This window comes from Kluyvera sp. CRP (assembly GCF_019930565.1).
Classification (GTDB): domain Bacteria; phylum Pseudomonadota; class Gammaproteobacteria; order Enterobacterales; family Enterobacteriaceae; genus Kluyvera; species Kluyvera georgiana_A.
This window is the reverse complement of record NZ_CP082841.1, coordinates 2,193,003-2,215,504: the sequence shown is the minus strand read 5'-3', so window position 1 is coordinate 2,215,504 and position 22,502 is coordinate 2,193,003. Positions and strand designations below refer to the sequence as shown.

Below are 22,502 nucleotides of genomic sequence, written 5' to 3'. Positions count from 1 at the left end.
TCAGCAGTAATTACGATTTATTAAGTAGGCTGAAGCGTTTAGTACCGTAATCATCAAGCCAGGTTATACGATACTGTCCACCGGAGTGGACTTTGTCGGATACGAGTACACAGCCGAATGGCTGAATAAACACGGTATCGGAGAGTAAATTGTCTTTTCTGACCTGCTTTAGCTGACCGCCCTGCCAACTGACAACCTGAGGGATGGTTAGATAGTACGGCGAATCATTTTTCAGGCAGGTTCGACCGCCCGATGTAGAAATCGAGACTTTTTCGATCGTTTTACTATCCAGTGGTTCCAGTGAGGTCGGACGATAAAAGACTTTAATGCGGTTACGAATCGCCACCTGGAGGTAGTTTTCATTGGCATCTTCCGGCGTAGGCGGAACGTCCAATACGTTAAGCCAGAATACGCTTTCTCTATCAGCAGGCAGTGTCTGGATATTTGTCGCGGCAATTTTCAACGTTTGTCCGCTATGACCGCTCATTTTGACCACCGGTGGCATCAGAGAAAACGGCACTTTGATCTTTTCTGGTGCTGCGGATGCATCACCGTTATCCAGCCAGGACTGTACCAGGTGGGTTTTATCACTGTCATTAACGAGCTGTACCGAAACAAATTTTGTTCCGGCTGGATAGATAACGCGAGTCTGATTAATGACGACGCTGGCGGCGACCGTCTGTGAAACTAGAGCTGCGAGGAGAAACACTATTAATTTTTTCATGATCTTGAAGGCCGGGGTTGATACCCCGGCTTATGTGATTAATCGTAGCTAAAAGAATAGGTTGCATCGGTAACCACTTTACCGGTGGTCGCAGCAGTGCCGCCGAAGTTGTAGTAGTTAGCGTGCATAGTCAGCGTAACGCCGTCAGCGCTAGATGCGTCTGCAGAGGTCAGGCCGGTATTGAATGCCGTTTCAAACGGTACAGCGGTGGAGCCGTCAGAGGTCAGAGCAATACCCACACCTTCTGCGCCGTTGGCGCTGTAGTTTTTCAGGTATTTGCCATCATCAGACAGGTTGCTGCTGGTGAAGGTGATTTTCAGAGTCTGAGTATCTGCATCCGCTGCGGAGCAATTTTTCAGATTCATGGTGAAATTTTTGCTGTTGGCGGTAACGATACCCGTGGAGCTAGTTACGTCGGTAAGTGTGATCGGTGCCAGATTTACCGTGAAATCGGAACCATTATTAGTTGTCACATCACAGGTGGTGTCGGAGACAGAACCATTAAACGTGATAGTACCCCCTGCTACGCCGGTGCTTTCCGCTGCCATTGCTGCGCCAGAAAATACGATTGCCGCTGCGATTAACGTTTTCTTGAACATTCTTTTATATCCCAATTTTCAATATCAGTAGTGCCTATGCGCAGTGATCCGATGGGTGATAGAACATCGTATTGCACCGTCGCTTTTGGTTGGAATATAAAACCACTCAAAACACCATCAGTAAACGTAAATATCGCTTAAATCATTTTTTTAAACCTAAAACACCATTTTTTAATTAATTTATAGGTTTATATTCTTTTTGAAGATAAAAAGGAAAGTGAAGGGAGAAAGGAATCGCTATTTAAAAAAACTTAAAAATAGTCATATGGCGATTTTTTCTTTTAGAGGAATGGCTGTTTTTAAATATTTCGTTTCGTAATTACAAAATATCGTTAAATACATTTAACAAAAACAAAACATCATCAGCAGTGAGAGTACATAGGTCGGAAAATGAGAAGGTCACCTCCCGGGTCAACGCATAGACACTCACAGTAATCTGGATGCCATGCAGATCGTATTTCACGGTGTGAATGTCATGATCTCCATGGCGATATCATCGAGGAAAGATTTGATGCCGGCGTCCGTCTGGGGCCTGAAGTTGGGCAGGGCATGGTAGCTGTGCGCATCACGCCCGATATGGAGATGGCGATTGTGGGTACTCCGGAACATTGTCGTCGCGACGGTTTTCCGCAAACCCCGGCGGATTTAAAAGCGCATCCCTGTGTTTGCCGACGCCAGCGTATACCAGTGGGAACTCAATCAGGATGATAAAAAATAACCCATCGACCAGAAGGACAATGGACCTTATCTGACAGCCATATGGAAGCAGCCGCCGCCCGGCTGAGCCTCGGGTTAGCCTATGTCCCTGTTGAACTGGTCGCGGATGATTTAGAACACGGTAAGCTTATCAGGGTGTTTCAGCGTTACAGCCTGCGAATGGAAGGATTGTTTCTCTATTATCCGCATCGAAACGTCTCCCCTGCCCTGCGGATGGTCATTGATACGTTGAAGATCTGCTCGTTAGCGATGACCGCTTCTTCACAATGCAAAATTGTGTCAGGAAGTCCCTCAGCTTTCAATTCCAAGGTCCGCTTTGAGCGAAGAGCGGAAGTTGGTCATTGTTCTGCTAGTCTAATAGACGGTGAACAAAAAATGGGATGTCAGTACCATCTTATTCGCATCCATTCAAATGAGATCGAGGATTCTACTATGGGACCTTATCGTACTTTTCTTATTACAGGCGCAACCAGAGGTATAGGGAGAGCACTCAGTGACAAATTATCAGAACAGGGTCACCTGGTTGTGGGTATTGCCCGTAATAGTGATGCCAGCTTTCCAGGGGTTTTATATACGACCGATCTGAGTAGCTATGATGAAACAAATTTAATTCTAATGAAAATTGCCAAAAATCACGAAGTTCACGGTATCGTAAATAACGTAGGGGTGGCCTTACCTCAACAACTGGGAAGTATTGATATTCCGACCTTCCTGAATGTCATGGATATCAATGTACGGGTAGCAGTTCAGATAACACAGGCGCTGGTTGCCAAAATGAAGCGCAGAGGCTGGGGAAGAATTGTGAATGTATGTAGCCGTGCTATTTACGGTGCGACTGACCGAACAGCTTACGCAGCAGCAAAAAGTGCGCTGGTAGGTTGTACACGAACCTGGGCATTAGAGCTTGCTCAATTCGGGATCACCGCAAACGCGATTGCTCCTGGGCCAATAGAGACAGAGCTTTTTCATAAAACACGACCTGTTGGAAGTGAAGCAGAACAACGTGTTTTATCGACAATCCCTATGGGCAGACTGGGCTCTCCTGCTGAAGTGGCTTCAGCAATAGCCTTTCTTTTATCATCAGAAGCGAGTTTTATTACTGGCGTAGTACTGCCTGTTGATGGTGGAGGAAGCCTGGGAGGACGTTAGAAATGTTAAGAAACTCTGTGGAAATTGAAACGCTTATCCAGGGCTGGTATTTGATATTGTCGCAGTTAGTAAGATATTTTAACCTGTCTAACCTAATAAATACACATGATGCATTTAAGCGAGTTCTATGAGTTTAAAGCCGCGTAAAATCGTTTTAATTCCCGGGTTTATGCTGAATGAAATGCTTTGGCATGAATTTGAAACATACCTGCCGTCAAACTGTATTGTTCATCATGCATCTGTAACTGAAGGACGAACCATTCATGATGTCGTTCAGCATCTGATTACTCTTCTGCCTGAGAAGTTTTCTTTGATAGGCTTTTCGATGGGAGGGTATATTGCCCGACAACTGGCAGCAGAATTCCCTGAACGTGTAGAGTCCTTAGTGCTTATTGCCAGTTCCTTACGGGAAGATACGCCGTTAGAGGCTGAAGCAAAGCGAAAAAGCGTGCAGTCATTGTCCCCCACAACGTTTAAGGGGCTGAGCAGCCATGCTATTGCCCGGACACTCCATCCTATAAACACATCAAATCAGGATATGATTTCAGCTATTCAGAAAATGGGATGCTCTCTGGGATTTGAAGCCTTCATCACGCAATCATCCTTATCCCGGCAAGGTATACCTTATGCAACGATATGTTGTCCAACATTGGTTATCGCCAGTGAAGATGATGCCATCCGTTCGATGAAGGAGGCAGAAGAGTTGGTCGAAGCCATACCTTATGCGTCGTTTAGAATCATTCGGAATTGCGGCCATATGATTCCGCTCGAACAACCTAGGGAGTTGGCAAAAACTATTGTTGAATGGCTCCCGCCTACGTAAATTATTGGGTATTTATCCGCAAATATCCTGACTTACTTCATCAGGGTAAGGTCCCCTCCTGGCACAAAGCCGACCTTGAGTCCCTTATTAATGAACAAATCTAATAAACCCTAGCTAATTACTCCATCTAATTGAATAAATCACTTTGCGCTATCCTTTTCCTACTCAACGACCAAAGGATAACGTCATGCAAACTGTAAAACTGAACAACGGTATTGAAATGCCCCTGTTGGGCTTTGGTGTGTTTCAGATGTCTGATGCCGCTGAATGCGAAAGAGCCGTTATTGATGCCATCGATACGGGATACCGCCTGATTGATACCGCCGCGTCTTATCAGAATGAAACCCAGGTCGGGAATGCGCTGAAACAAAGCGGTATCACCCGTAACGAGCTCTTTGTAACGACCAAACTATGGCTGCAGGATACTAACTACGAAGGCGCTAAAGCACAGTTCGAACGCTCCCTGAATCGGCTGCAACTTGATTACGTCGATCTGTATCTAATTCACCAGCCTTACGGCGATGTCCATGGGGCATGGCGTGCTATGGAAGAACTTCAGCAGGCAGGTAAAATTCGCGCCATTGGTGTCAGCAATTTCCATCCTGACCGACTGGCCGATCTCATTGCCTTCAACAAGGTTTGCCCTGCGGTGAACCAGATTGAAGTTAACCCCTTCAACCAGCAGTTGCATGCGGTTCCATGGAATCAAAGCCATGGCATTCAGCCGGAAGCTTGGGCACCGTTTGCAGAAGGTAAAAATGGTCTGTTTGAGCATCCCATGTTAACAGCGATTGGCCAGAAGTACGGTAAAAGCGTTGGACAGGTTGTGCTGCGGTGGATCTTCCAACGAGGCATCGTTTCGCTGGCAAAAACGGTGCGAAAAGAACGCATGGAAGAGAACCTTAACATTCTCGATTTTGAACTGAGTGATGAAGATATGCTGCAGATTACCGCTATCGATACCGCAACAAGTGCTTTCTTCTCCCACCGCGATCCCGCCAGAATTGAATGGTTGACTGGTCGCAAACTGGACGTTTAAGACGCGATAAAAGAGACAATTAATCAATGCAAGAACGTTATCTGGGTCAATCAGAACTCGAAGTGTCCGCGCTTGGGCTCGGTTGTATGGGCTTAAGCTACGGCTACGGCCCGGCGGTAGATAGCGCTGGCGCTTGAAACGATTAAAATCGTCGGCGAATATTGCTCTCCCGAGCATCAGGCACGCATAGGTCATTGATATCTTGCGGGTTACACCGCGAATGGCGGACCCCGTTATTCCGAGTACCAAAGCGTATCGATCATCAGCACAAAGGCCGGCGGATGCCAAATACGGCACAAGAGGAGAAAGTAGTTTACTTAAAATTCAGATAAGCGCTTGATTTAAATGGTGCCGATAATAGGAGTCGAACCTACGACCTTCGCATTACGAAAACAAAAACAACCGTTTTCACAATGTCTCACCACATCTCACACTCATTATAATTAATGTTTTATATCAATAATTTAATGAATTCATTGTCTCATTTGGTTCCATATAACCTCACTCTATATTATGCTATTTAAGTACGCCAACAAGTACGCGAGATGAGTTCAAAATGGCAACTATGATCACCCAAGACAGACAGGTAGCAAACCTGACGCCAGACGAAGGGAAAGCACGTATTGTCGTCAGCGTTAAGTCAAAAGCCGGTTCAGGATTATCAGTCGAATCCCGATCGGGGAGTCGAACAAAGAGCTGGCTGTATCGCCCTTATCTCAATGGCAAACAAATCAAAATCACTTTGGGTGCTTATCCTGCGATGACGCTGGCTCAAGCGCGTGAAGCGCATGCAGAAGCAGTAGAGTTGGTTAAGCAAGGTATCGATCCACGCTACGTTCGGAAAACGACAAAACAACAAAATGAACAAATGCCGATTTTCTACCAATTGTGGGATAGCTGGCTGGCCTTCAGAGCAGAAAGCAAGCCCATTGGTGCACGTACACTGTCAGATTACGAGGGAACATTTCGTCGTCATCTGGAAAAAGGTTTAGGTTCAGTAAGGGTCTGTGATTTATCACGAGCATTAATCTATGAACATTTCATTAGGGTACGAAAAACCAGCACTGAAGGTGTTCGTAAGGGGTTGATCTTGCTGAACATGACCCTTGATCACGCAACATTACAGGGGTTTATTGATCATAATCCAGCACGGTTACTCAAGCCTGCTATGTTTGGAGCCTCAATGGGTAAACCGCGTGAGAGGTGGTTACAGCGGGACGAGTTGCAAATGTTATGGAAAGCATTGGAAGAAGCCGGAAATGGTGGTGGTTCTATTGCCGCTGGAGGGCAAGGTATAGCATCCAGCGTTATCCTTTCCCAGGCTGTTGCCAATGCATTACGCCTTATTATTTTCACAGGAGTTCGTCGTTCTGAAGCAGTAAATATGCGCTGGGAGCAAATTAATGGCGATCACTGGACAATACCTGAAACCAAAAACGGTAAAAGTCATATTGTGACCCTGCACCCGCTTGCTCTAGCCCTGCTGAAAACACAGCGCATCATTTCAACGGGGGATTGGGTATTCGAATCTTTCAGTAAACCAGGAGCTCCTATCACGGGTGATGCCATAACTCGCGCTCTCGAACGGTTGAGAACAAAATACATGGCAGCAACGGTACCATTTACTCCACACGACCTACGCCGAACAGTTGCCACAGGTTGCGCGGAATATCTGGATGCGCCTGAGCGATTGATAGAGTTACTTCTAAATCACATCCCTAAAGACCGCTTGATCAGAACCTATCAAGTTGGTCAGCAAGCAGACAAATTGCGGAATCTGTTTCTAAGGTGGGGGGATTTCATTGAGCATGAAATAATTCAGACCAGAAATTATGTCCCTGATAATGTTGTCAAGATTAGTTTTAGTAGGAAATAGTTAACACCATAACGAACCATGGGGTAAACACCTAATGAATTGACGTGTTTGTTAAAATCGTGGCTATTCACTGCTATCTACAGCCAAAAGCGGCGCATATTCCTGAACTCTTCATAAGGGGGCTTATATTCAGCTTAATATAAGCCCCCTGTGGTGCTCCTCGCGTCTGGTTTATCAGTTTTTCATTTCACCACTCTGCATTGGCGCTTCCATCCAGCGTCGGTAGTACAGAAAGCCCCATTTAGGCACTTCAGGAGGTAACAGCACCTACTTATGCATACGCTCGCTGGTTACCTGATAAAGAGGAAACGCAACTTTTGCTGTATCCATATATCTAATACGACAGAACCATTAATACAGTAACCTTGCACGAATAGTGCCCGGAATAACCTTTATAGCAAGTAGTGCAGCCTGCAAATTATCATATTCTGCTTCTATATCAGTAACCACGTACCCCATCTTCAGATTGGTTTGAAGGTACTGAGCCGCAACGTTTATACCATTTTCCACAAAAATCTGGTTTAAAGCCTTCAGCATGCCAGGGTGATTTTCATGAATGTGTAAAAGTCGATGCCCCCCTTGTGGTGGAAGCGATACCTCAGGGAAGTTAACTGCAGACAAGGTAGAGCCATTATCTGAATATTTTATTAACTTTCCTGCCACCTCAAGCCCAATATTCTCCTGTGCCTCCTGAGTTGAAGCGCCAATGTGTGGGGTCAGTATGACATTATCTAATTCACGTAGTGGGGAATTGAATGGATCGCTGTTTGTAGCCGGTTCAGTTGGGAACACGTCGATTGCCGCTCCAGCCAAATGCCTGCTCGCTAGTACTGCATATAAAGCGGTAATATCTACTACGGTCCCACGAGAGGCATTGATCAGGAATGCCCCAGGTTTCATCAACGTCAATTCACCAGAACTTATCATATTCGTAGTGGAGGCATTTTCAGGCACGTGCAGGCTTAGTACGTCGCTTATTTTCAGCAATTCGGAGAGATGCTGCACCTGGGTTGCATTACCTAAAGGCATTTTACTCTCTATGTCATAAAAAAACACGTGCATACCCAGTGATTCAGCCAGAATACCCAATTGTGTACCAATATGACCATAGCCGATAATGCCAAGTTTTTTACCACGCGCTTCAAAGCTGCCTGACGACTGTTTATCCCAGACGCCCCGATGTGCTTTGGCGTTTACAGTCGGCACGCGTCGGAGCAATAGCAGCAGTTCACCGATAACCAACTCAGCAACAGAGCGTGTATTTGAGAACGGCGCGTTAAATACGGGGATACCTCGTTTACTTGCCGCATCCAGGTCAACCTGATTAGTACCAATGCAAAAACAACCAATAGCAACCAGTTTTTCAGCTGCAGCAAGAATTTCTTCATTCAGATGTGTACGAGAGCGCAGTCCAATAAAATGAGCAAAACGGATAGATTCTTTCAGTTCTTTGCTATCAAGTGCGCCTTTGTAATACTCGATATTTGTGTAGCCAGCTGCGTGCAGAGTATCCACCGCTGTCTGATGCACTCCTTCAACCAGTAAAATCTTGATTTTTTCTTTATTCAGTGAAAATTTCTTCATTTTTTTCCCTTTCATAGTTAGATATTTCGATGCGTAAACTGTTCGTTATACCTGTCAACTCTGGCCTTCTTTCAATTGGTTAAAAAGCTTCCAGCTAAAATCAGCACCTGCGTTAAGTCGCATCCTGCGCAATTTTTAATTATAATTTATTAGTTGTGGTCGCTTATATTCTTCCTTAAGTAAATTCAAAGCCAAGAATGATAAGACTGTTATTTCCCATTTTGATAGAGTGGCTAACTAATTTATTCATACCCTCATATTATGCAACCAGCAGCGCTACGGCGTAGTAACTGCCCGCGACCGTGAAACTTCGGAATTGATGGTAGAGAAATAACCGACGGCAGAGTGCAGACTAGGCATTTTGTCTGGTTCGGTAATAACATGGATACAATATCTGCCTCCTGAAGTTATCTCGTTAACCTGCATGAACGGAAAAATGAATAACAGAAACCAGCCATTACACATCAGTCTCAGTCTTTAAAGGTGTTAACACCCTTATCACAGGGTATTAATCCAGCTCTATGGGGTTATGTCTCGCCCATGAGCACACATTGTCGCTGATATCATTCAGGCATTGAACTAACCTTCGTAGTCTCCGGTACTAATGCGGCGTTTATTTTCCCGCTACCCCCTGTGCTTTGGCTCGTCTAACTGCGTAAACAAAGAAATTGAACCACGAGTGAAGCAGAGGAAACAGTTCTTGACTATCTTCTTTACCAGAAAAGTTAGCATCTCATCCGCACGAATTAGAGGTATATTGCAACGCCTCCGCCTCTGTTTCACATCAGGCTACCTTGCCTTACGTTGAGAACACAATAATTCTGATTATCCATACCTGTTGAACACCCTGACTGAATACTCATTCTGTGAAATCACCCTTTTTAGATTTTTATATTGTGAATGCATAACGTTAAGGCCATGAATGAAAAAACTAACTTAGGTAGTTTAGCATACAGGATATGAACGAGTTATTGATTAAAGAGAGTAGGCTAACCACTTTTGATGATTAATTCATTTATTGTTTGAGTATTTTCATGAACGGAGATCAACCAATCCCCCTTGTGTCAGCATAGTTGTTGCTTACTTTTTTGAAGGAGAATGACTATGCCTGCGCATGCAGTACCGATTGATGTGAAAGAAAAGGGAGTGATGTGACTCTAGCCCCTCTATAGCAGGTCTGTCAGATCAGGTTTGAGCTAGTACATCTGCGGTTGTTTTACCAGTCCACCCACGTCAGCGTCGCCAGCTCAACCTCTGTACGGCTTTTCCAGCTCTGCCGGTGTATCACCTCCGCTTTATAAAGGCCATTGATGCTTCCGCCATCGCGTTGTCATATGAGTCTCCCGCGCTGCCGGTCGACGCAAGCAACTCTGCGTCCTTAAGCCGCTGTGTGTACGCCAGCGACACATAATGAGAGCCTTTATCTGAGTGATGGATGGTGCCACTGGGGCGTCTGGCCCACAGCACCTGCTCCAGCGCATCCAGCACGAACATCGTTTCCATCGACGATGAGACCCGCCAGCCCACGATGCGACCAGCGAACGCCACGTATGCAAAGCCCTGCTAGGTGCTCACAGCAGGTCATCACGTTGTGCGCGCTGACTGCGCCTGTCAGGATGCTTCCTGTGCTGCTGATGCAGGTAGTATGTCGACGGGGCGATATCCAGCTCGTGGCATACCGCTCCGACCCCGCGCTCATCACGCAGGATATCGTTGCTGCGGCACAGTTCGCGGACTTCCCGTTCCAGCGCCTTCAGACGTTGACGTTCAGTGGTGCTCGGCCCGCCATCACCGCCACCGGTATCCCGTTCATACTGACGAAGCCAGGTGCGGAGTGTCTCCGGTGTGCAGCCAATCTTCGGGGCGATGGAACTGAGTGCTGCCCACTGTGAGTCATTTTCGTTCTGACTCTCCAGAACTATACGGACGGCCCGCTGACGGACCTCAGGGGAGAAACGTGTATTTTTAGTCATCCTGTTACCTCTATCTCAAAGAGTTTAGTCTCCAGGATTCCTAGGACTGTTCAGAAAGAATTTCAATTTCCTGTACGTGAACGGTTTGCCGGGCAAGATATTAGCCGCAGCCCGGCAAACAGGCGAGACAAAAAGTCTCTTATCTAATCCAGATTTTCAGCAGAATTATGATGGCCGCAATAATCGCTACCTGAATAAAGACTTTATCCAGCGCTCCTCTGCACATCGCGCCCCCTTTCAGAACAGGATTTGCCAGATTGCCAGCAGCAGCACCAGCAGACCCATCAGGAAAAATATCAGCGCGATGATAGTGTCCGGAGAACGATTCATCTCTGCGCCTCCTTATCATCAGAACCACTGACCGAAACGTTTGATATAGAAACGCTTCATGCCCTGCGCGACCAGGCAATAGCTGAGCAGCGTCGCGACCAGCCATGGGAAGTAGCTCAGCGGTAGCGGCTCCAGTCCGACCATCGCTCCCAGCAGCGAGAACGGAATGTAGATCCCGATAGCCATAATCACGGCGGTGGTGAGCAGCACCGGCAAGGTCGCTCGGCTCTGGATAAACGGAATTTTCTGCGTTCTCAGCATATGCACGACCAGCGTTTGCGACAGCAGCCCTTCAATAAACCACCCGGACTGGAACAGCGCCTGGGCTTCGACGTGATTTGCTGCAAACACGTACCACATCAGCGCGAAGGTGGTTATATCAAAAATGGACGACGTTGGGCCAATCCACAGCATAAAACGGCCGATATTCTTCGCATCCCACTTGCGCGGCTTGCGCAGAAACTCTTTGTCCATTTTGTCCCACGGCAGCGAGAGCTGGGAGAGATCGTACATCAGGTTCTGAATCAGTAGATGAATCGCCAGCATCGGCAGGAACGGAATAAACGCGCTGGCCACCAGTACCGAGAAGACGTTGCCGAAGTTAGAACTGGCGGTCATATTCAGGTACTTAATGATATTGCCGAACGTCTCACGTCCTTTGATCACCCCTTCTTCCAGCACCATCAGATCCTTTTCCAGCAGGATGATATCCGATGCCTCTTTGGCGATATCTGCCGCGCTGTCAACCGAAATGCCGACGTCCGCATCGCGAAGGGCTGGCGCATCGTTGATGCCGTCGCCGAGAAAACCGACGGTGTGGCCGTTTTTCTGCAGCGTTTTCAGGATGCGCGACTTTTGCAGCGGCGTCAGCTTCGCGAATGCCGAGCGAGTTTCCACTTCTCGCTCCAGGTCGCGATCCGTCATCGTTTCAATCTGGGCGCCAGTCAGAATACCGTGGGCATCGATGCCCACTTCCAGGCAAATACGCGCCGTAACCACCGGGTTATCGCCGGTCAGCACTTTCACCGCCACACCGTTATCGCGCAACGCGGTAATGGCTTTTCCCGCGCTCTCTTTCGGCGGATCGAGGAAAGTCAGCATCCCTTCAACCGTCAGTCCCTGCTCATCGGCGGTGCATAGCGGCGTGGTCAGCGCGGAGTCATCCAGCTTGCGGGTTGCGACCAGCAGCACGCGGAAGCCCTGGGCGTTATAGTCCTTCGTTTTGGCTAACAGCAGATCGCGTCGGGTTTCATCCAGCGCCACAACGTTATCGCCTTCATGAAGATGCGTGGCGACCATCAGCATCTCTTCGACCGCGCCTTTGCAGATCAGGCTTTTGTCACCGTGGCGGACATCTTCCACCGACACCGAGACCCGACGGCGGACAAAATCAAACGGCAGTTCATCAAGTTTGACAAAACGCTCTTTGGTCGCTGGCGCAATCCGCCCCTCGCCAAAGCGCAGCACCGCCCGGTCCATCAGGTTACGCGCCCCGCTCTGGCTGCTGCTGTTAAGCCAGGCCAGCGTCAGCACACGGTCGCTCTCATGACCGCTGACATCAAGGTGATGCTCAAGGATGATATTGTCCTGAGTCAGCGTGCCGGTTTTATCGGTACACAACACGTCCATAGCGCCAAAGTTCTGGATGGCGTTCAGCCGCTTGACGATCACTTTGCGCCGCGACATGGCGATAGCGCCTTTCGCCAGGTTGGAGCTGACGATCATCGGCAGCATTTCCGGCGTCAGGCCAACCGCTACCGCCAGGGCAAAAAGCGAGGCCTCAACCCAGTCACCTTTGCTGAAGCCGTTAATCAGCAGCACAATCGGTACCATCACCAGCATAAAGCGGATCAGCAGCCAGCTGACGCTGTTTACTCCGCGATCGAACGCCGTCTGGGTACGCGTGCCGACGATGGATTTCGCCAGCGAACCAAACCAGGTACGGTTTCCTGTGGCCACCACCACCGCCTGCGCCCTGCCGCTGGTCACGTTAGTGCCCATCAGACAGATATTGCCCATCTCCAGCAGGCTTTTATCTTTGTTCGGCTCGGGAAGTCTGTCGCATACTTTACCGGAAACGCTGGCCAGAACGTCATACTTCTCAACCGGCAGCGACTCGCCGCTGAGTATCGACTGGCTGACAAACAGGTCCCGGGACTCCAGCAGGCGGACGTCTGCCGGAACCAGATCCCCCGCAGCAAGGGAGATGATATCCCCGGGCACCAGCTCCTCAATGGCAATTTCTTCCTGCACCGGCCCTATATTCCCGGGACCGCGGCGTAGCACCGTCGCCGTTGTACGGACCATGGATTTCAGCGCCTGCGCCGCTTTATTGGTGCGAAACTCCTGCCAGAAACGCAATAACCCGCTCAGGCTGACCATCGTGACAATAATGATGATCCCGGTCAGATCGGTCTCTTCGCCTTTACGCAGCGGTAGCCAGTAATCGGTCACGAAGCTGACGGCGGCCAGCGCCATCAGGACATAGATAAACGGGTTATTGAATGCCTGCAAAAGCTGGATCGACGCCGGCGGTGCCTGCTCATGCGCCACTTCATTGCGGCCGTATTCATCCAGTCGTTCAAGGGCATCTTCGGTGGTGAGCCCGTGGCGATTGCTGTTTAACCGCGCCAGCGTATGATCGGGGCTGTTAAATGCCTCGGTTTCAATAGCGAAGCTTTTTTTATGCTGCTTATCATTTTCTGACGCAGACCGGTTTCTTTTCCGGTTTTCTATTTTCATGTCAGTCATGATTAATCCTCAAATTTAAAACGTGGTTACCCCTGCATAAATGACTTATGCATATTTCATTTCTACGTTATTAAACGCTTATTACTTTAATCGTCTGGGAATATCCATCATTCCCTCCTTAGACAAATGATTGTCAGAGTGAAATAGTCGCGAGGTTAACTCCCCTCGACGCACCAGCGGACTGACGTAATTTTTTCGTCCCCGCCAATTCTTGTCATAATGAGATCACGCGCTTTACGACAATCGGTATACCCCACCAGTTCGATGCGGATTTCTTTATGCCCTTGTTCTTTTGCTGCTGTCGACACCAGTCCCTGAAGGCTGAGCGTCATCTCTTTACTGATATTAAGCAATAGCTGACGAATCGTGTTTTCATATTCGCTTTGACAGACAATATTCAGAACGTAGGATTTCTCGTCTTCTGTCGCGCCGGGGATCTGATTAATTCTCTGCGCCGCTTCGCGCAGTAGAATATTGGCGCAGAGGATTATCAGCGTTGCTGCCGCTGCTTGCCAGAACTGGCCTAAACCGCACAGTACACCAATCGCCGCAGAGCACCACAGAGTTGCGGCGGTATTCAGGCCGCGCACGTTCATGCCTTCACGCATGATGACGCCGGCGCCGAGAAAACCAATTCCGGATACCACCTGCGCGGCAATACGTCCGGGGCTCTCCGGCGATGTTGAAATGGAGCTCAGAATAAAAACCGCCGCGCCAGTGGCGACCAGCGAGTTGGTGCGCAGGCCGGCCATACGCTGACGCCACTGTCTTTCAGCGCCAATCAGCGCGCCCAACAGCATCGCGGCGAGTAAATTTGCGATATAAGGAAACATCAACATAGTTTCCTCCATTTTTGCTGGAAGAATTAACTACGTGCTTTATTAAGCACACGACAAATTGTCGCCGGGAAGGCGATTAACGTCGTGTTGACGGTGGAGGGAATAATGTATTTTTAAACATGAACATGACGATTATCCTCGCAGCCATGCTGCGTTATTTTTTATGGGATGCAATCGTCTGGATGAGGAGATTGCTGCCCGCCGGTTGGCAAGCAGCGCAGAAAAAATAGCGTCAGCTTGCCTTGATGTTTAAGTAAGGGTGACTGTCCAACATATTCCTCCTGTCTGAATTTGTGCTCATTATAGTCATTCAATTAGTCGAGTAAAGTTAAAATCCCGCTTTAGTGTCAATTTGTTTAGAATTGTAAGCAGCCTGAAGGCTACGAATTGAAAATCCTGCTGCCTTCCAGTTCTGTTGTTACCATACACTACGAGGTATACGTATATACTGATTACTTATTTCTCTCTGAGCCTTTCCTCAATGATGGTCCGTAAAAAGGCACTGTAGCAAAGTTATTGATGAGTTAGCCTTTTAAAGATGTTATATTTCAAAGACTCTGCTCACCAGACGCATCTCGCCCTGGGCGATGCCCCCAATAAAATGATTCTGCCTGACCTTTGCACAATGCGCGCATGACTTCGATTCCCTTTATCGTGGCGTAAGACGTCTTCATAGATTTAAATCCCAGTGTGCCACCAATTATTCTTTTCAGCTTGCCATGATCGCATTCAATCACGTTGTTCCGGTATTTAATCTGCCGGTACTCAACGTCCGGCGGGCATCGACCTTCGCGTTTGAGCAGCGCAAGCGCACGGCCATAGGTGGGCGCTTTATCCGTGTTGATAAGGTTGCGGTAGGAATAGCCGTTACCGGCTACCCCCCGCGCGGATCCGGACGTGCGCTGCTAACGCATCCGGCTCTTACCTTGGGTTCTGGCGTGAAAGCGGTGCATTGGGTGCGGGTGGACAATTCCGGGGGCGGGTATCCAGCGTTTGCACAACTCACTGAAGCGTTTCCATGTCATTCGGTGCCTCTGACTTCTCCGTTTCAGTGACTTCAGCCACAATTTTTTCACTTCCTCCACGAACCGGGTCAGCGCTCTGCTGTTGAAGGGGACACCGTAATAATTGATGTGCCCCTCAACCACTCGCCTTAACCATCGGCCTGTTGCGGCCGGTTTCTCGTGAAGTCGCTTTCGAAGTATCTGTTTGATTGCCTTCAGTTGTGCCAGACGACGGCTACGTTTGGTCTTGCGCATCACCACCGTGTTGCCTGCCCGGTTTTGTCCAACGTAGTGGGTAAATCCCAGAAAATCAAACGTTCCGGGCTTCCCCTGCTCTTCCCTGTAGTGGCTCAGGGCGAAACGCCCAAAGCGTACCAGTCGGGTTTTCTCCGGATGGACTTTCAGACCAAATTTCCCCAGCCGCTGTTTCAGAGCTGACAAGCACTCCCGGGCATCCCGGTGCTTCTGGAATCCCAGTACAGCGTCGTCAGCATACCTGACCATCACCACGTCCCCCTGCGCATACTTTCGGGTTTTGTTCATCCACTGATCGAAGCTGTAGTGCAGGTAAATGTTAGCAAGTATCGGTGAGCACACCGCGCCCTGCGGGACGCCGACGCGCGAACGCTGCCGGTGTCCGTGTTTATCCCTTACCCCAACCGTGATCCACTGTTTGATCAGCCTCAGTATGCGCTCGTCCCCGATCCGGTGCCGGAGAAACCGGAGCAACCAGTCATGTTCCACGGTATCGAAGAACTTACTGATGTCCAGATCCAGCACCCAGTTTACCTTTCGCGTCATAATCGCCGAATGCAGGGCATCCAGTGCGTCATGCTGACCTCTTCCCGGTCTAAATCCATAGGAAAACCCCAGAAAATCAGCCTCGTAGATTTGGTTCAGCACCGTCACCATCGCCTGCTGTACGATTTTGTCCTCCAGACACACAATGCTCAGCGGTCTTTCTGACCCATCTTCTTTGGGGATGAACACCTGCCTTGCTGGCAGGGGTCTGTACTGCCCCCGCTGAAGTCTGCCGTGGAGTGCTCTGAGATTGTCATGCGCGTTCTGCGCATAGCTGTCCCATGTCACTCCGTCGCAGCCCGGTGCAGACTGACGTTTGAGTTGATGGAAGCTCTGCATCAGCAGCGCCTCGCTTATGTGGTGGAAGAGACTGGTAAGCTGTTGATGTTTATCCCTTTGCGCAGCTTCCCGCACAGCCAGCAGACGTGACGTCGTATTTCCCCGGCTCTGAGTCCGGATACGGTCGTGCTGTTGGCTGTTCCCCTTGGTCACGGGCCTTCCCTCCGTCAATTCCGCCACACTGTTACATGTTTTGTTCACTGATTTCTCCGCTACTATGCCCGTGTCCGACTTCCTGAACTCCGTTGCACCTTGTCTTTACGCTTTAGTACAGCGGCCCGCGACTGCGGGGCTGGTTCAGGATCTCCCAGGTTCCGTATGACGAACTTCTCCACATGCGCCGGGTCTCCGACCCCGGGAGGTATGAACACGTCTCGCCATGATGACATGTCCATTATTGGTTTCTGCTTCGCTTAACAACATCACCACCTCCAATTAGCTTGTATTTCGTGGCTCAATACCGGGCCTGTGGATGCCTTCGCTAACACTTCACGTCAGAAGTTACTCGCTGCCGCGCATAGCTAAAGGACCGGGCGAGTGGCTGGCTCTTACCCGGGAGGGACTTTCACCCTCTGTTCTGTCACCAGCGTATCCTGGCGTACTAAGCGTCCAGCGAGAACCGTATTGACTGGGATGTGTTATTCAGTTGGCAGTGCTACGCGCCAAGGTAGCAGTTCGTTGACCCGGTTTATCGGCCAGTCAGCAATGACGTCAAGGACATAACGGAGGTAGCTTTCTGGCTCCACACCGTTCAGTTTGCATGTCCCGATCAGGCTGTACAGCAGCGCTCCCCGCTCTCCTCCATGATCCGAACCGAAGAACAGGTAGTTTTTGCGACCCAGGCTGACCATCCGCAGCGCATTCTCAGCTATATTGTTATCTGCCTCGGCCCAGCCGTCGTCAGTATAGTAAGCCAGCGCTGGCCACAGGTTCAGTACGTACGTGAACGCTTTCGCCAGTTCTGAGTGTCGCGACAGCGTTTTCACCTTTTCGCGTAGCCAGCTTTCCAGGGATTTCAGTCGCGGTTTAGCTTTTTGCTGACGTTCTGCAAGGCGTTGCTTCGCCGGCATCCCCCTTATTTCAGCCTCGATGGCATACAACTCACCGATCCGTTTCAGGGCTTCCTCCGTCAGCGCTGACGGGGTGCGAACGTGCACATCGTGGATCTTGCGGCGGGCATAAGCCCAGCAGGCAGCTTCCGTTATCTGTCCATTGCGGTAAAGATCGTTGAACCCGGCGTACGCATCCGCCTGAAGAACACCGCTGAAGCCGGCGAGATGGCTCTGCGGGTGGATACCTTTTCTGTCCGGGCTGTAAGCGAACCATACCGCTGGCGCCAGCTCTGACCCGGCGTTACGGTCCTCACGAACGTACGTCCACAACCGCCCGGTCTTCGTTTTCTTATTACCTGGCAACAGCACCGGGACAGGCGTGTCATCAACATGGAGTTTGCCGTCAGTCAGCACATAGTTCTGAAGCGCCTCTTCCAGCGGTGACAGTAACCGGCAGCACGCATCCACCCAGCCAGACAGCAGTGAGCGACTCAGCTCCATGCCCTGGCGGGCATATATTACCAGGCTCATTCAACGTCGACCAGGATAAAGAGGCCTACAACATAGTCAGTGATGTAAGTAGTCTTTTAGGCTGCCGGTCGGGTAGCAGCAACACATTGCTGTGCCGCCGCCCCCTAAGAACGGTGCATACCAGTTTCCCGGTACACCGCTCAAGCCTTTATAAGCCCTGTAAATGAATGAGAGCCGGTTTCACAACTGTGTAATTGTCGATGGCAATTCGGATGTAGTAAGACCAGATTAGACAATTCATCCCCTCCACCCATGATTTTTCTGACCTTATGGTCTATGTTCCAGCCGGTTTCATAGGTGATGCGCTGTTGGCACATTGGGCATCGGGAGCCTTGTTTTCTCCACATGGTCAGTACTCGCTTCTTTCCCCATATTGCGTTTTCCAGCATATAATCCTGTCGACGCTCGAAATACGTTTCCCATCGCAGATCGTATGGAGTGGCAATTGCTTTGATTTTTGTATGGCGTTTTATGGGCATCGAGTCAGCCTTGAAAAGAGTATATTTACGCTTCTCAGCATCAATACCGGTGAATATCCAATTTCGTATTCCACATGAGGTGAAATACTTACGTTGAACCCACCGTTTTCCTTTCTTTGGATGTCGTCTGACACACCACTGCCATAGTTTTAACCATATCTGATGATCGACATAGCTGAACGTTTTCTTGGCTACGGCGTGACGATGATAGTTTGCCCATCCCCGAATGATCGGATTCAGCAAAGATATCAACAACCACGCAGGCGCGGATTTGTTCTTTTCTATAATCGCTCTGACTTTGTGAAGAAAGGTTTTTAGATTCACCTTTGAGGGCTTGATAAGTAGTTTATCACTATATTTTCGGATGTTTTGTCCAAGAAAATCAACCCCCTGTCTGATATGAACGATCCGCGTTTTCTCTGGGGACAACGTCAGACCACGTTCCGCCAGAAAGTCGCAAACAACCGGCATGACATCATTACACAATAATTCCTGCGTATCCCCGGTTATCACAAAATCATCTGCATACCGAATCAGATGGATCTTTGCACGACGACCTTCCACCGTTGTCGACGGGAAACGTTTATCCAGTCTGGACTGCAGACCATCCAGCGCCATGTTCATCAGCGTTGGGGAGATAATTCCGCCCTGAGGTGTTCCGGCAATCGTGTTATAAAAAGACCCGTTCTCACAATATCCAGATTTCAGCCATTTCCGTAATACCAGCCTGTCCATGGGAATATGAGACAGCAACCAGTCATGGCTGAGGTTATCAAAGCATCCCTTTATGTCACCTTCCAATACCCACTCAGCTGATGCTTTCTTGCCACAGGCAATAAAAACGTGCTCGATAGCATCAGCTGTACTTCTCATGGGACGGAAACCATAGCTATTAGGGTCAGCGCTGACTTCGGATACGGGTTCAAGTGCAAGCAAATACAAGGCTTGCATTGCTCTATCCAATATCGTCGGAACTCCCAAAGGACGACGTTTGCCGTTTGCTTTGGGAATGTATATCCGCCGAAGAGGACAAGGTTTGTACCCCGTTCGCCGGAGTCGGGCAATTGCCGACCACTTTGCTTCGGGATGTTGCCACATTTTTCCATCGACACCGGGAGTTTTACGCCCGGTGTTTTCAGTGACCCGTTTAACCGCCAGAACTTTGGCAGAAAACGAGCGGGTCAGCATACGTAGCAGGATTTTAACCTTACGCCATTGTTGACCTTGTGTCGCCTTCGCAATACGTAACTGCAACTTCTTCACGCGCTGATGACAATATCTCCAGTTAATGAGATGCCAGTGGGGCCCGCGGGAAGCTGAAGATACACAGTGATGTGCACTCATCTTTCAGAACTTCCTTGCAAGTAGTTTTGCAGTATTTTTTGCGCTTAAAGACCAGACGAAAGTGGGCACGCTTTCGCGCCAGGGCAAAGGTGGAACCCCTATCCGAACCATTACAGATCGGCATTCGCTTTTTCCGTCCTCCTTTACCCGCATATCCAACAACATTCCTTGCGGTTTGCCTGCCCATAGGGCAGATATACGGGCTTACCAAGTTCCACTTAATATACAAATGAACGGGTTAGGTTCCGCCTCTCCACCGGTGATCTCTAGCCCATGTATTCCCAAACTGGAAGGAAATAACCGATCACACACCTTTTGGTTCAAGCCTGTCAGCATCTTTGGCTTGTCAGGTATAACGACGTTTATCAGCAGTTCACATAAGTTAACCATACCGCTCAGCCTGGCTTTCCATCCGCACGATGCTTGCAGATAACCTTCTATCCTCACGGACTCAGATCGGATATTTCCCAGAGTTACGTTGTCCTGAGGGCTTCAGACCACACTGTTGCCGGTGTCGCCTGCCTCAGTAGGCTACCGCTAATGGGATAACGGGTTTTATACATAAATCATGTTAAAACAATACATTAAGCGACTTCTTGTCGCCCCCAGTCGATACCTTCAAGGAGCATCGCCAGCTGTGCCGGCGTGAGAAACACTTTGCCATTCCGGGCTGACGGCCAGGCTAAGCGGCCGCGCTCCAGCCGTTTGGTCAGCAGACACAGTCCATCGCCGGTAGACCAGAGGAGCTTTACCTGACTGCCATTACGCCCACGGAAGATAAAAACGTGACCTGACATCGGATCGTCTTTCAGCGTCGTCTGCACCTTTGCCGCCAGGCCGTTGAAGCCGTTTCTCATATCGGTGATGCCAGCGACGAGCCAGATCTTTGTCCCTGATGGTAATGGGATCAACGTTTGAGCTCCCGTATCAGCAGGTTCAGGATATTTTCGCTGATGGCACCATTCAGACGGAGTGAGCCATGCCGAAACGTCACTTCACAGCTGATATTGAGTGATTCAGGTGCCGCAGCAGCTACAGGTTGTGACCGGGAGGAGGTTGTAGGAACAACATCTTCGGCAGCAAGTGTTATGGGGAGCAGCTCAGGCACGCTGTTTGCTGTTGTTGAAGGAGGGCGTAGTTTTCCTTCGCGCCAGTACTGGCGCCACTTGAACAGCAGATTATCGTTGATCCCATGCTCACGAGCGAGTTGCGCTACGGAGATATCTGGTCGATGCGAGAGTTCAACCATTTTGATTTTGAACTCAACGGGATAATTAGGGCTTTTTTTACGCACTGTGGTTAATGATTTCATGGATAGAGTCCACCATATTTGGTGTCCACTATCCTCTCAGGAATTTCAGGATCTGCCAGACGGTGCTGAGACGACGCTTACGTTGATAAATCGCGGAACCTGCCACTTCTTCACGTTGTTGGAGATTTCACCCTGGAAGCGGTGCGCAGCTTGCTGTTATGACGCAGGGAGAGATAAAAATAGATAGTGCGGCCCCTGCTGTCGACGGCGCGATAAAGGTAAGCTCAGCGGCCATTCACCTTCACGTACGTTTCGTCAATGTGCCACGGGTTGAGATCGGAGGAATTACGCCAGTACCAGCGCAGTCGTTTTTCCATTTCAGGCGCATAATGCTGGACCCAGCGGTAAATCGTGGTGTGATCGACATTCACGCCACGTTCGGCCAGCATCTCCTGGCGCTCACGATAGCTGATGCCGTATTTGCAGTACCAGCGAACCGCCCACAAGATGATGTCACGCTGAAAATGCCGGCCTTTGAATGGATTCATGTGCTGCTCCGTCAGCAAAAGATGGTGATCAGTTTACCACTGCCTGATATTTGCAACAGTGCCTTAATTACTTACTTTTTGCTGTTATTTCAGGGAAGTGACACAATAATGTCAAAACTCGTCTGGTACTTACCTGCTTTTGGATTTGATGCGGAAAGCGTCGAAACAAGAACGAGAGGGGTGCCTGACGCACTCGCAGTGAGTGAAACCCCATCTTTTAGTGACAGTCCATTTGCGGTAACTTTGGAAGTGATGCCACTTCCCAGGGAAAGATTATCAGTATCTGATTTGCTGAAAATTCGCACATTAAGAGTGGAGGTACACTTAACATTAGTAACAGCAGTAACAGTATTTCCATTCACATTTTTTTCTGTCAGAGAACCATGCGAGAGCTCGATTATATCTTCGCTGAATGAACAGGTGGATGGGGGGATTTCAGGTACGGCACAATAATCCGAACCACCTCCACCTAAAGGAGTTCCTCCGCTAGCTCCTCCATTTATCATGTAGCCCACCCAATAACAAATCTTTTTTTCATCAAAGTCCACGTAAGGACCTGCGAAATCCTTGTTTACCCATTGCCCGTCTGAAAAAAGGGCTCTCCCTAGCTCACCTATTGTCTTGGCTTCTGTTATGTATTTAGGGAAAAACTCGGATCTATTAACCATAGAGTAACTTCGAGATGATTTATACCCAATCCTTAATGAACACTGAGACGATGAATGGTATTGGCAACCGTAAAGAGGAT

The 22,502-nt window shown here is 49.1% G+C and carries 16 protein-coding genes and 6 pseudogenes; 6 read left to right on the top strand and 16 right to left on the bottom strand.

All coding sequences use genetic code 11. From position 1 onward, the window contains the following. Positions 1-10: 10 nt before the first annotated feature. Positions 11-724, bottom strand: a complete 714-nt coding sequence (locus tag K7B04_RS10405; protein WP_223803974.1) for a molecular chaperone — start codon at positions 722-724, stop codon at positions 11-13. Between the two features lie 38 nt (positions 725-762). Then, positions 763-1,272, bottom strand: a complete 510-nt coding sequence (locus K7B04_RS10400) for a fimbrial protein (protein ID WP_223803973.1) — start codon at positions 1,270-1,272, stop codon at positions 763-765. Positions 1,273-1,812: 540 nt separating this feature from the next. Here K7B04_RS10400 and K7B04_RS10395 point away from each other — a divergent pair. The 6 genes and pseudogenes from K7B04_RS10395 to K7B04_RS10370 all read left to right on the top strand — a co-directional run. After that, a pseudogene (locus K7B04_RS10395) lies at positions 1,813-2,277 on the top strand (LysR substrate-binding domain-containing protein); the annotation flags it as partial. Next, positions 2,254-3,189 (top strand): SDR family oxidoreductase, encoded by a 936-nt coding sequence (locus K7B04_RS10390; RefSeq protein ID WP_346015171.1) that lies wholly within the window; start codon positions 2,254-2,256, stop codon positions 3,187-3,189. The pseudogene K7B04_RS10395 and the gene K7B04_RS10390, both read left to right, overlap by 24 nt. Before the next feature lie 127 nt (positions 3,190-3,316). Next, positions 3,317-4,012: an alpha/beta hydrolase gene (locus K7B04_RS10385; protein WP_047038613.1), complete on the top strand. Its 696-nt coding sequence runs from the start codon at positions 3,317-3,319 to the stop codon at positions 4,010-4,012. Between the two features lie 187 nt (positions 4,013-4,199). Beyond that, entirely contained in the window at positions 4,200-5,051 is an 852-nt protein-coding gene (locus K7B04_RS10380) for an aldo/keto reductase (RefSeq protein WP_223803972.1), read from the top strand. Positions 5,052-5,077: 26 nt separating this feature from the next. After that, positions 5,078-5,176: pseudogene (locus K7B04_RS10375) on the top strand (aldo/keto reductase); the annotation flags it as partial. Positions 5,177-5,607: 431 nt separating this feature from the next. Next, entirely contained in the window at positions 5,608-6,927 is a 1,320-nt protein-coding gene (locus K7B04_RS10370) for a site-specific integrase (protein WP_223803971.1), read from the top strand. Between the two features lie 351 nt (positions 6,928-7,278). Here the strand turns inward: K7B04_RS10370 and serA are convergent, their stop codons facing one another. The 14 genes and pseudogenes from serA to K7B04_RS10305 form a co-directional block, all read right to left on the bottom strand. After that, the gene (serA, locus tag K7B04_RS10365; protein ID WP_223803970.1) at positions 7,279-8,511 is read right to left on the bottom strand and encodes a phosphoglycerate dehydrogenase; all 1,233 of its coding nucleotides are present in this window, start codon (positions 8,509-8,511) and stop codon (positions 7,279-7,281) included. A gap of 1,216 nt (positions 8,512-9,727) precedes the next feature. Further along, positions 9,728-10,484, bottom strand: a pseudogene (locus tag K7B04_RS10360) (transposase). 139 nt (positions 10,485-10,623) lie between these two features. After that, entirely contained in the window at positions 10,624-10,710 is an 87-nt protein-coding gene (gene mgtU, locus K7B04_RS24495; protein WP_256450015.1) for a magnesium transporter protection protein MgtU, read from the bottom strand. Between the two features lie 11 nt (positions 10,711-10,721). Continuing rightward, the gene (gene mgtR / locus K7B04_RS10355; RefSeq protein ID WP_004101989.1) at positions 10,722-10,814 is read right to left on the bottom strand and encodes a protein MgtR; all 93 of its coding nucleotides are present in this window, start codon (positions 10,812-10,814) and stop codon (positions 10,722-10,724) included. An 18-nt stretch (positions 10,815-10,832) separates the two neighbouring features. Continuing rightward, entirely contained in the window at positions 10,833-13,565 is a 2,733-nt protein-coding gene (gene mgtA, locus K7B04_RS10350) for a magnesium-translocating P-type ATPase (protein WP_223803969.1), read from the bottom strand. 155 nt (positions 13,566-13,720) lie between these two features. Further along, positions 13,721-14,416: an MgtC family protein gene (locus K7B04_RS10345; protein WP_223803968.1), complete on the bottom strand. Its 696-nt coding sequence runs from the start codon at positions 14,414-14,416 to the stop codon at positions 13,721-13,723. A gap of 529 nt (positions 14,417-14,945) precedes the next feature. Then, positions 14,946-15,249 (bottom strand): annotated as a pseudogene (locus K7B04_RS10340) (DDE-type integrase/transposase/recombinase); the annotation flags it as partial. A 60-nt stretch (positions 15,250-15,309) separates the two neighbouring features. Then, a complete protein-coding gene (gene ltrA, locus K7B04_RS10335; protein ID WP_223803967.1) occupies positions 15,310-16,701 on the bottom strand; it encodes a group II intron reverse transcriptase/maturase in 1,392 nt (463 codons plus the stop codon). 485 nt (positions 16,702-17,186) lie between these two features. Next, a pseudogene (locus tag K7B04_RS10330) lies at positions 17,187-18,119 on the bottom strand (IS66 family transposase); the annotation flags it as partial. A gap of 152 nt (positions 18,120-18,271) precedes the next feature. Then, positions 18,272-19,954, bottom strand: coding sequence for a group II intron reverse transcriptase/maturase (ltrA, locus tag K7B04_RS10325; RefSeq protein WP_223803966.1), 1,683 nt, complete (start codon positions 19,952-19,954; stop codon positions 18,272-18,274). A gap of 584 nt (positions 19,955-20,538) precedes the next feature. Continuing rightward, positions 20,539-20,865 (bottom strand): IS66 family insertion sequence element accessory protein TnpB, encoded by a 327-nt coding sequence (tnpB, locus tag K7B04_RS10320; protein ID WP_223803965.1) that lies wholly within the window; start codon positions 20,863-20,865, stop codon positions 20,539-20,541. Then, positions 20,862-21,266, bottom strand: a complete 405-nt coding sequence (locus K7B04_RS10315; protein WP_223803964.1) for a transposase — start codon at positions 21,264-21,266, stop codon at positions 20,862-20,864. The genes tnpB and K7B04_RS10315 overlap by 4 nt, the downstream gene beginning before the upstream one ends. An 81-nt stretch (positions 21,267-21,347) precedes the next feature. Continuing rightward, positions 21,348-21,754, bottom strand: a pseudogene (locus K7B04_RS10310) (IS6 family transposase); the annotation flags it as partial. An 89-nt stretch (positions 21,755-21,843) separates the two neighbouring features. Next, positions 21,844-22,422 carry a hypothetical protein gene (locus tag K7B04_RS10305; RefSeq protein ID WP_223803963.1) on the bottom strand — a complete coding sequence of 193 codons (579 nt, stop codon included), beginning with the start codon at positions 22,420-22,422 and terminating at the stop codon, positions 21,844-21,846. Between the last annotated feature and the right edge of the window lie 80 nt (positions 22,423-22,502).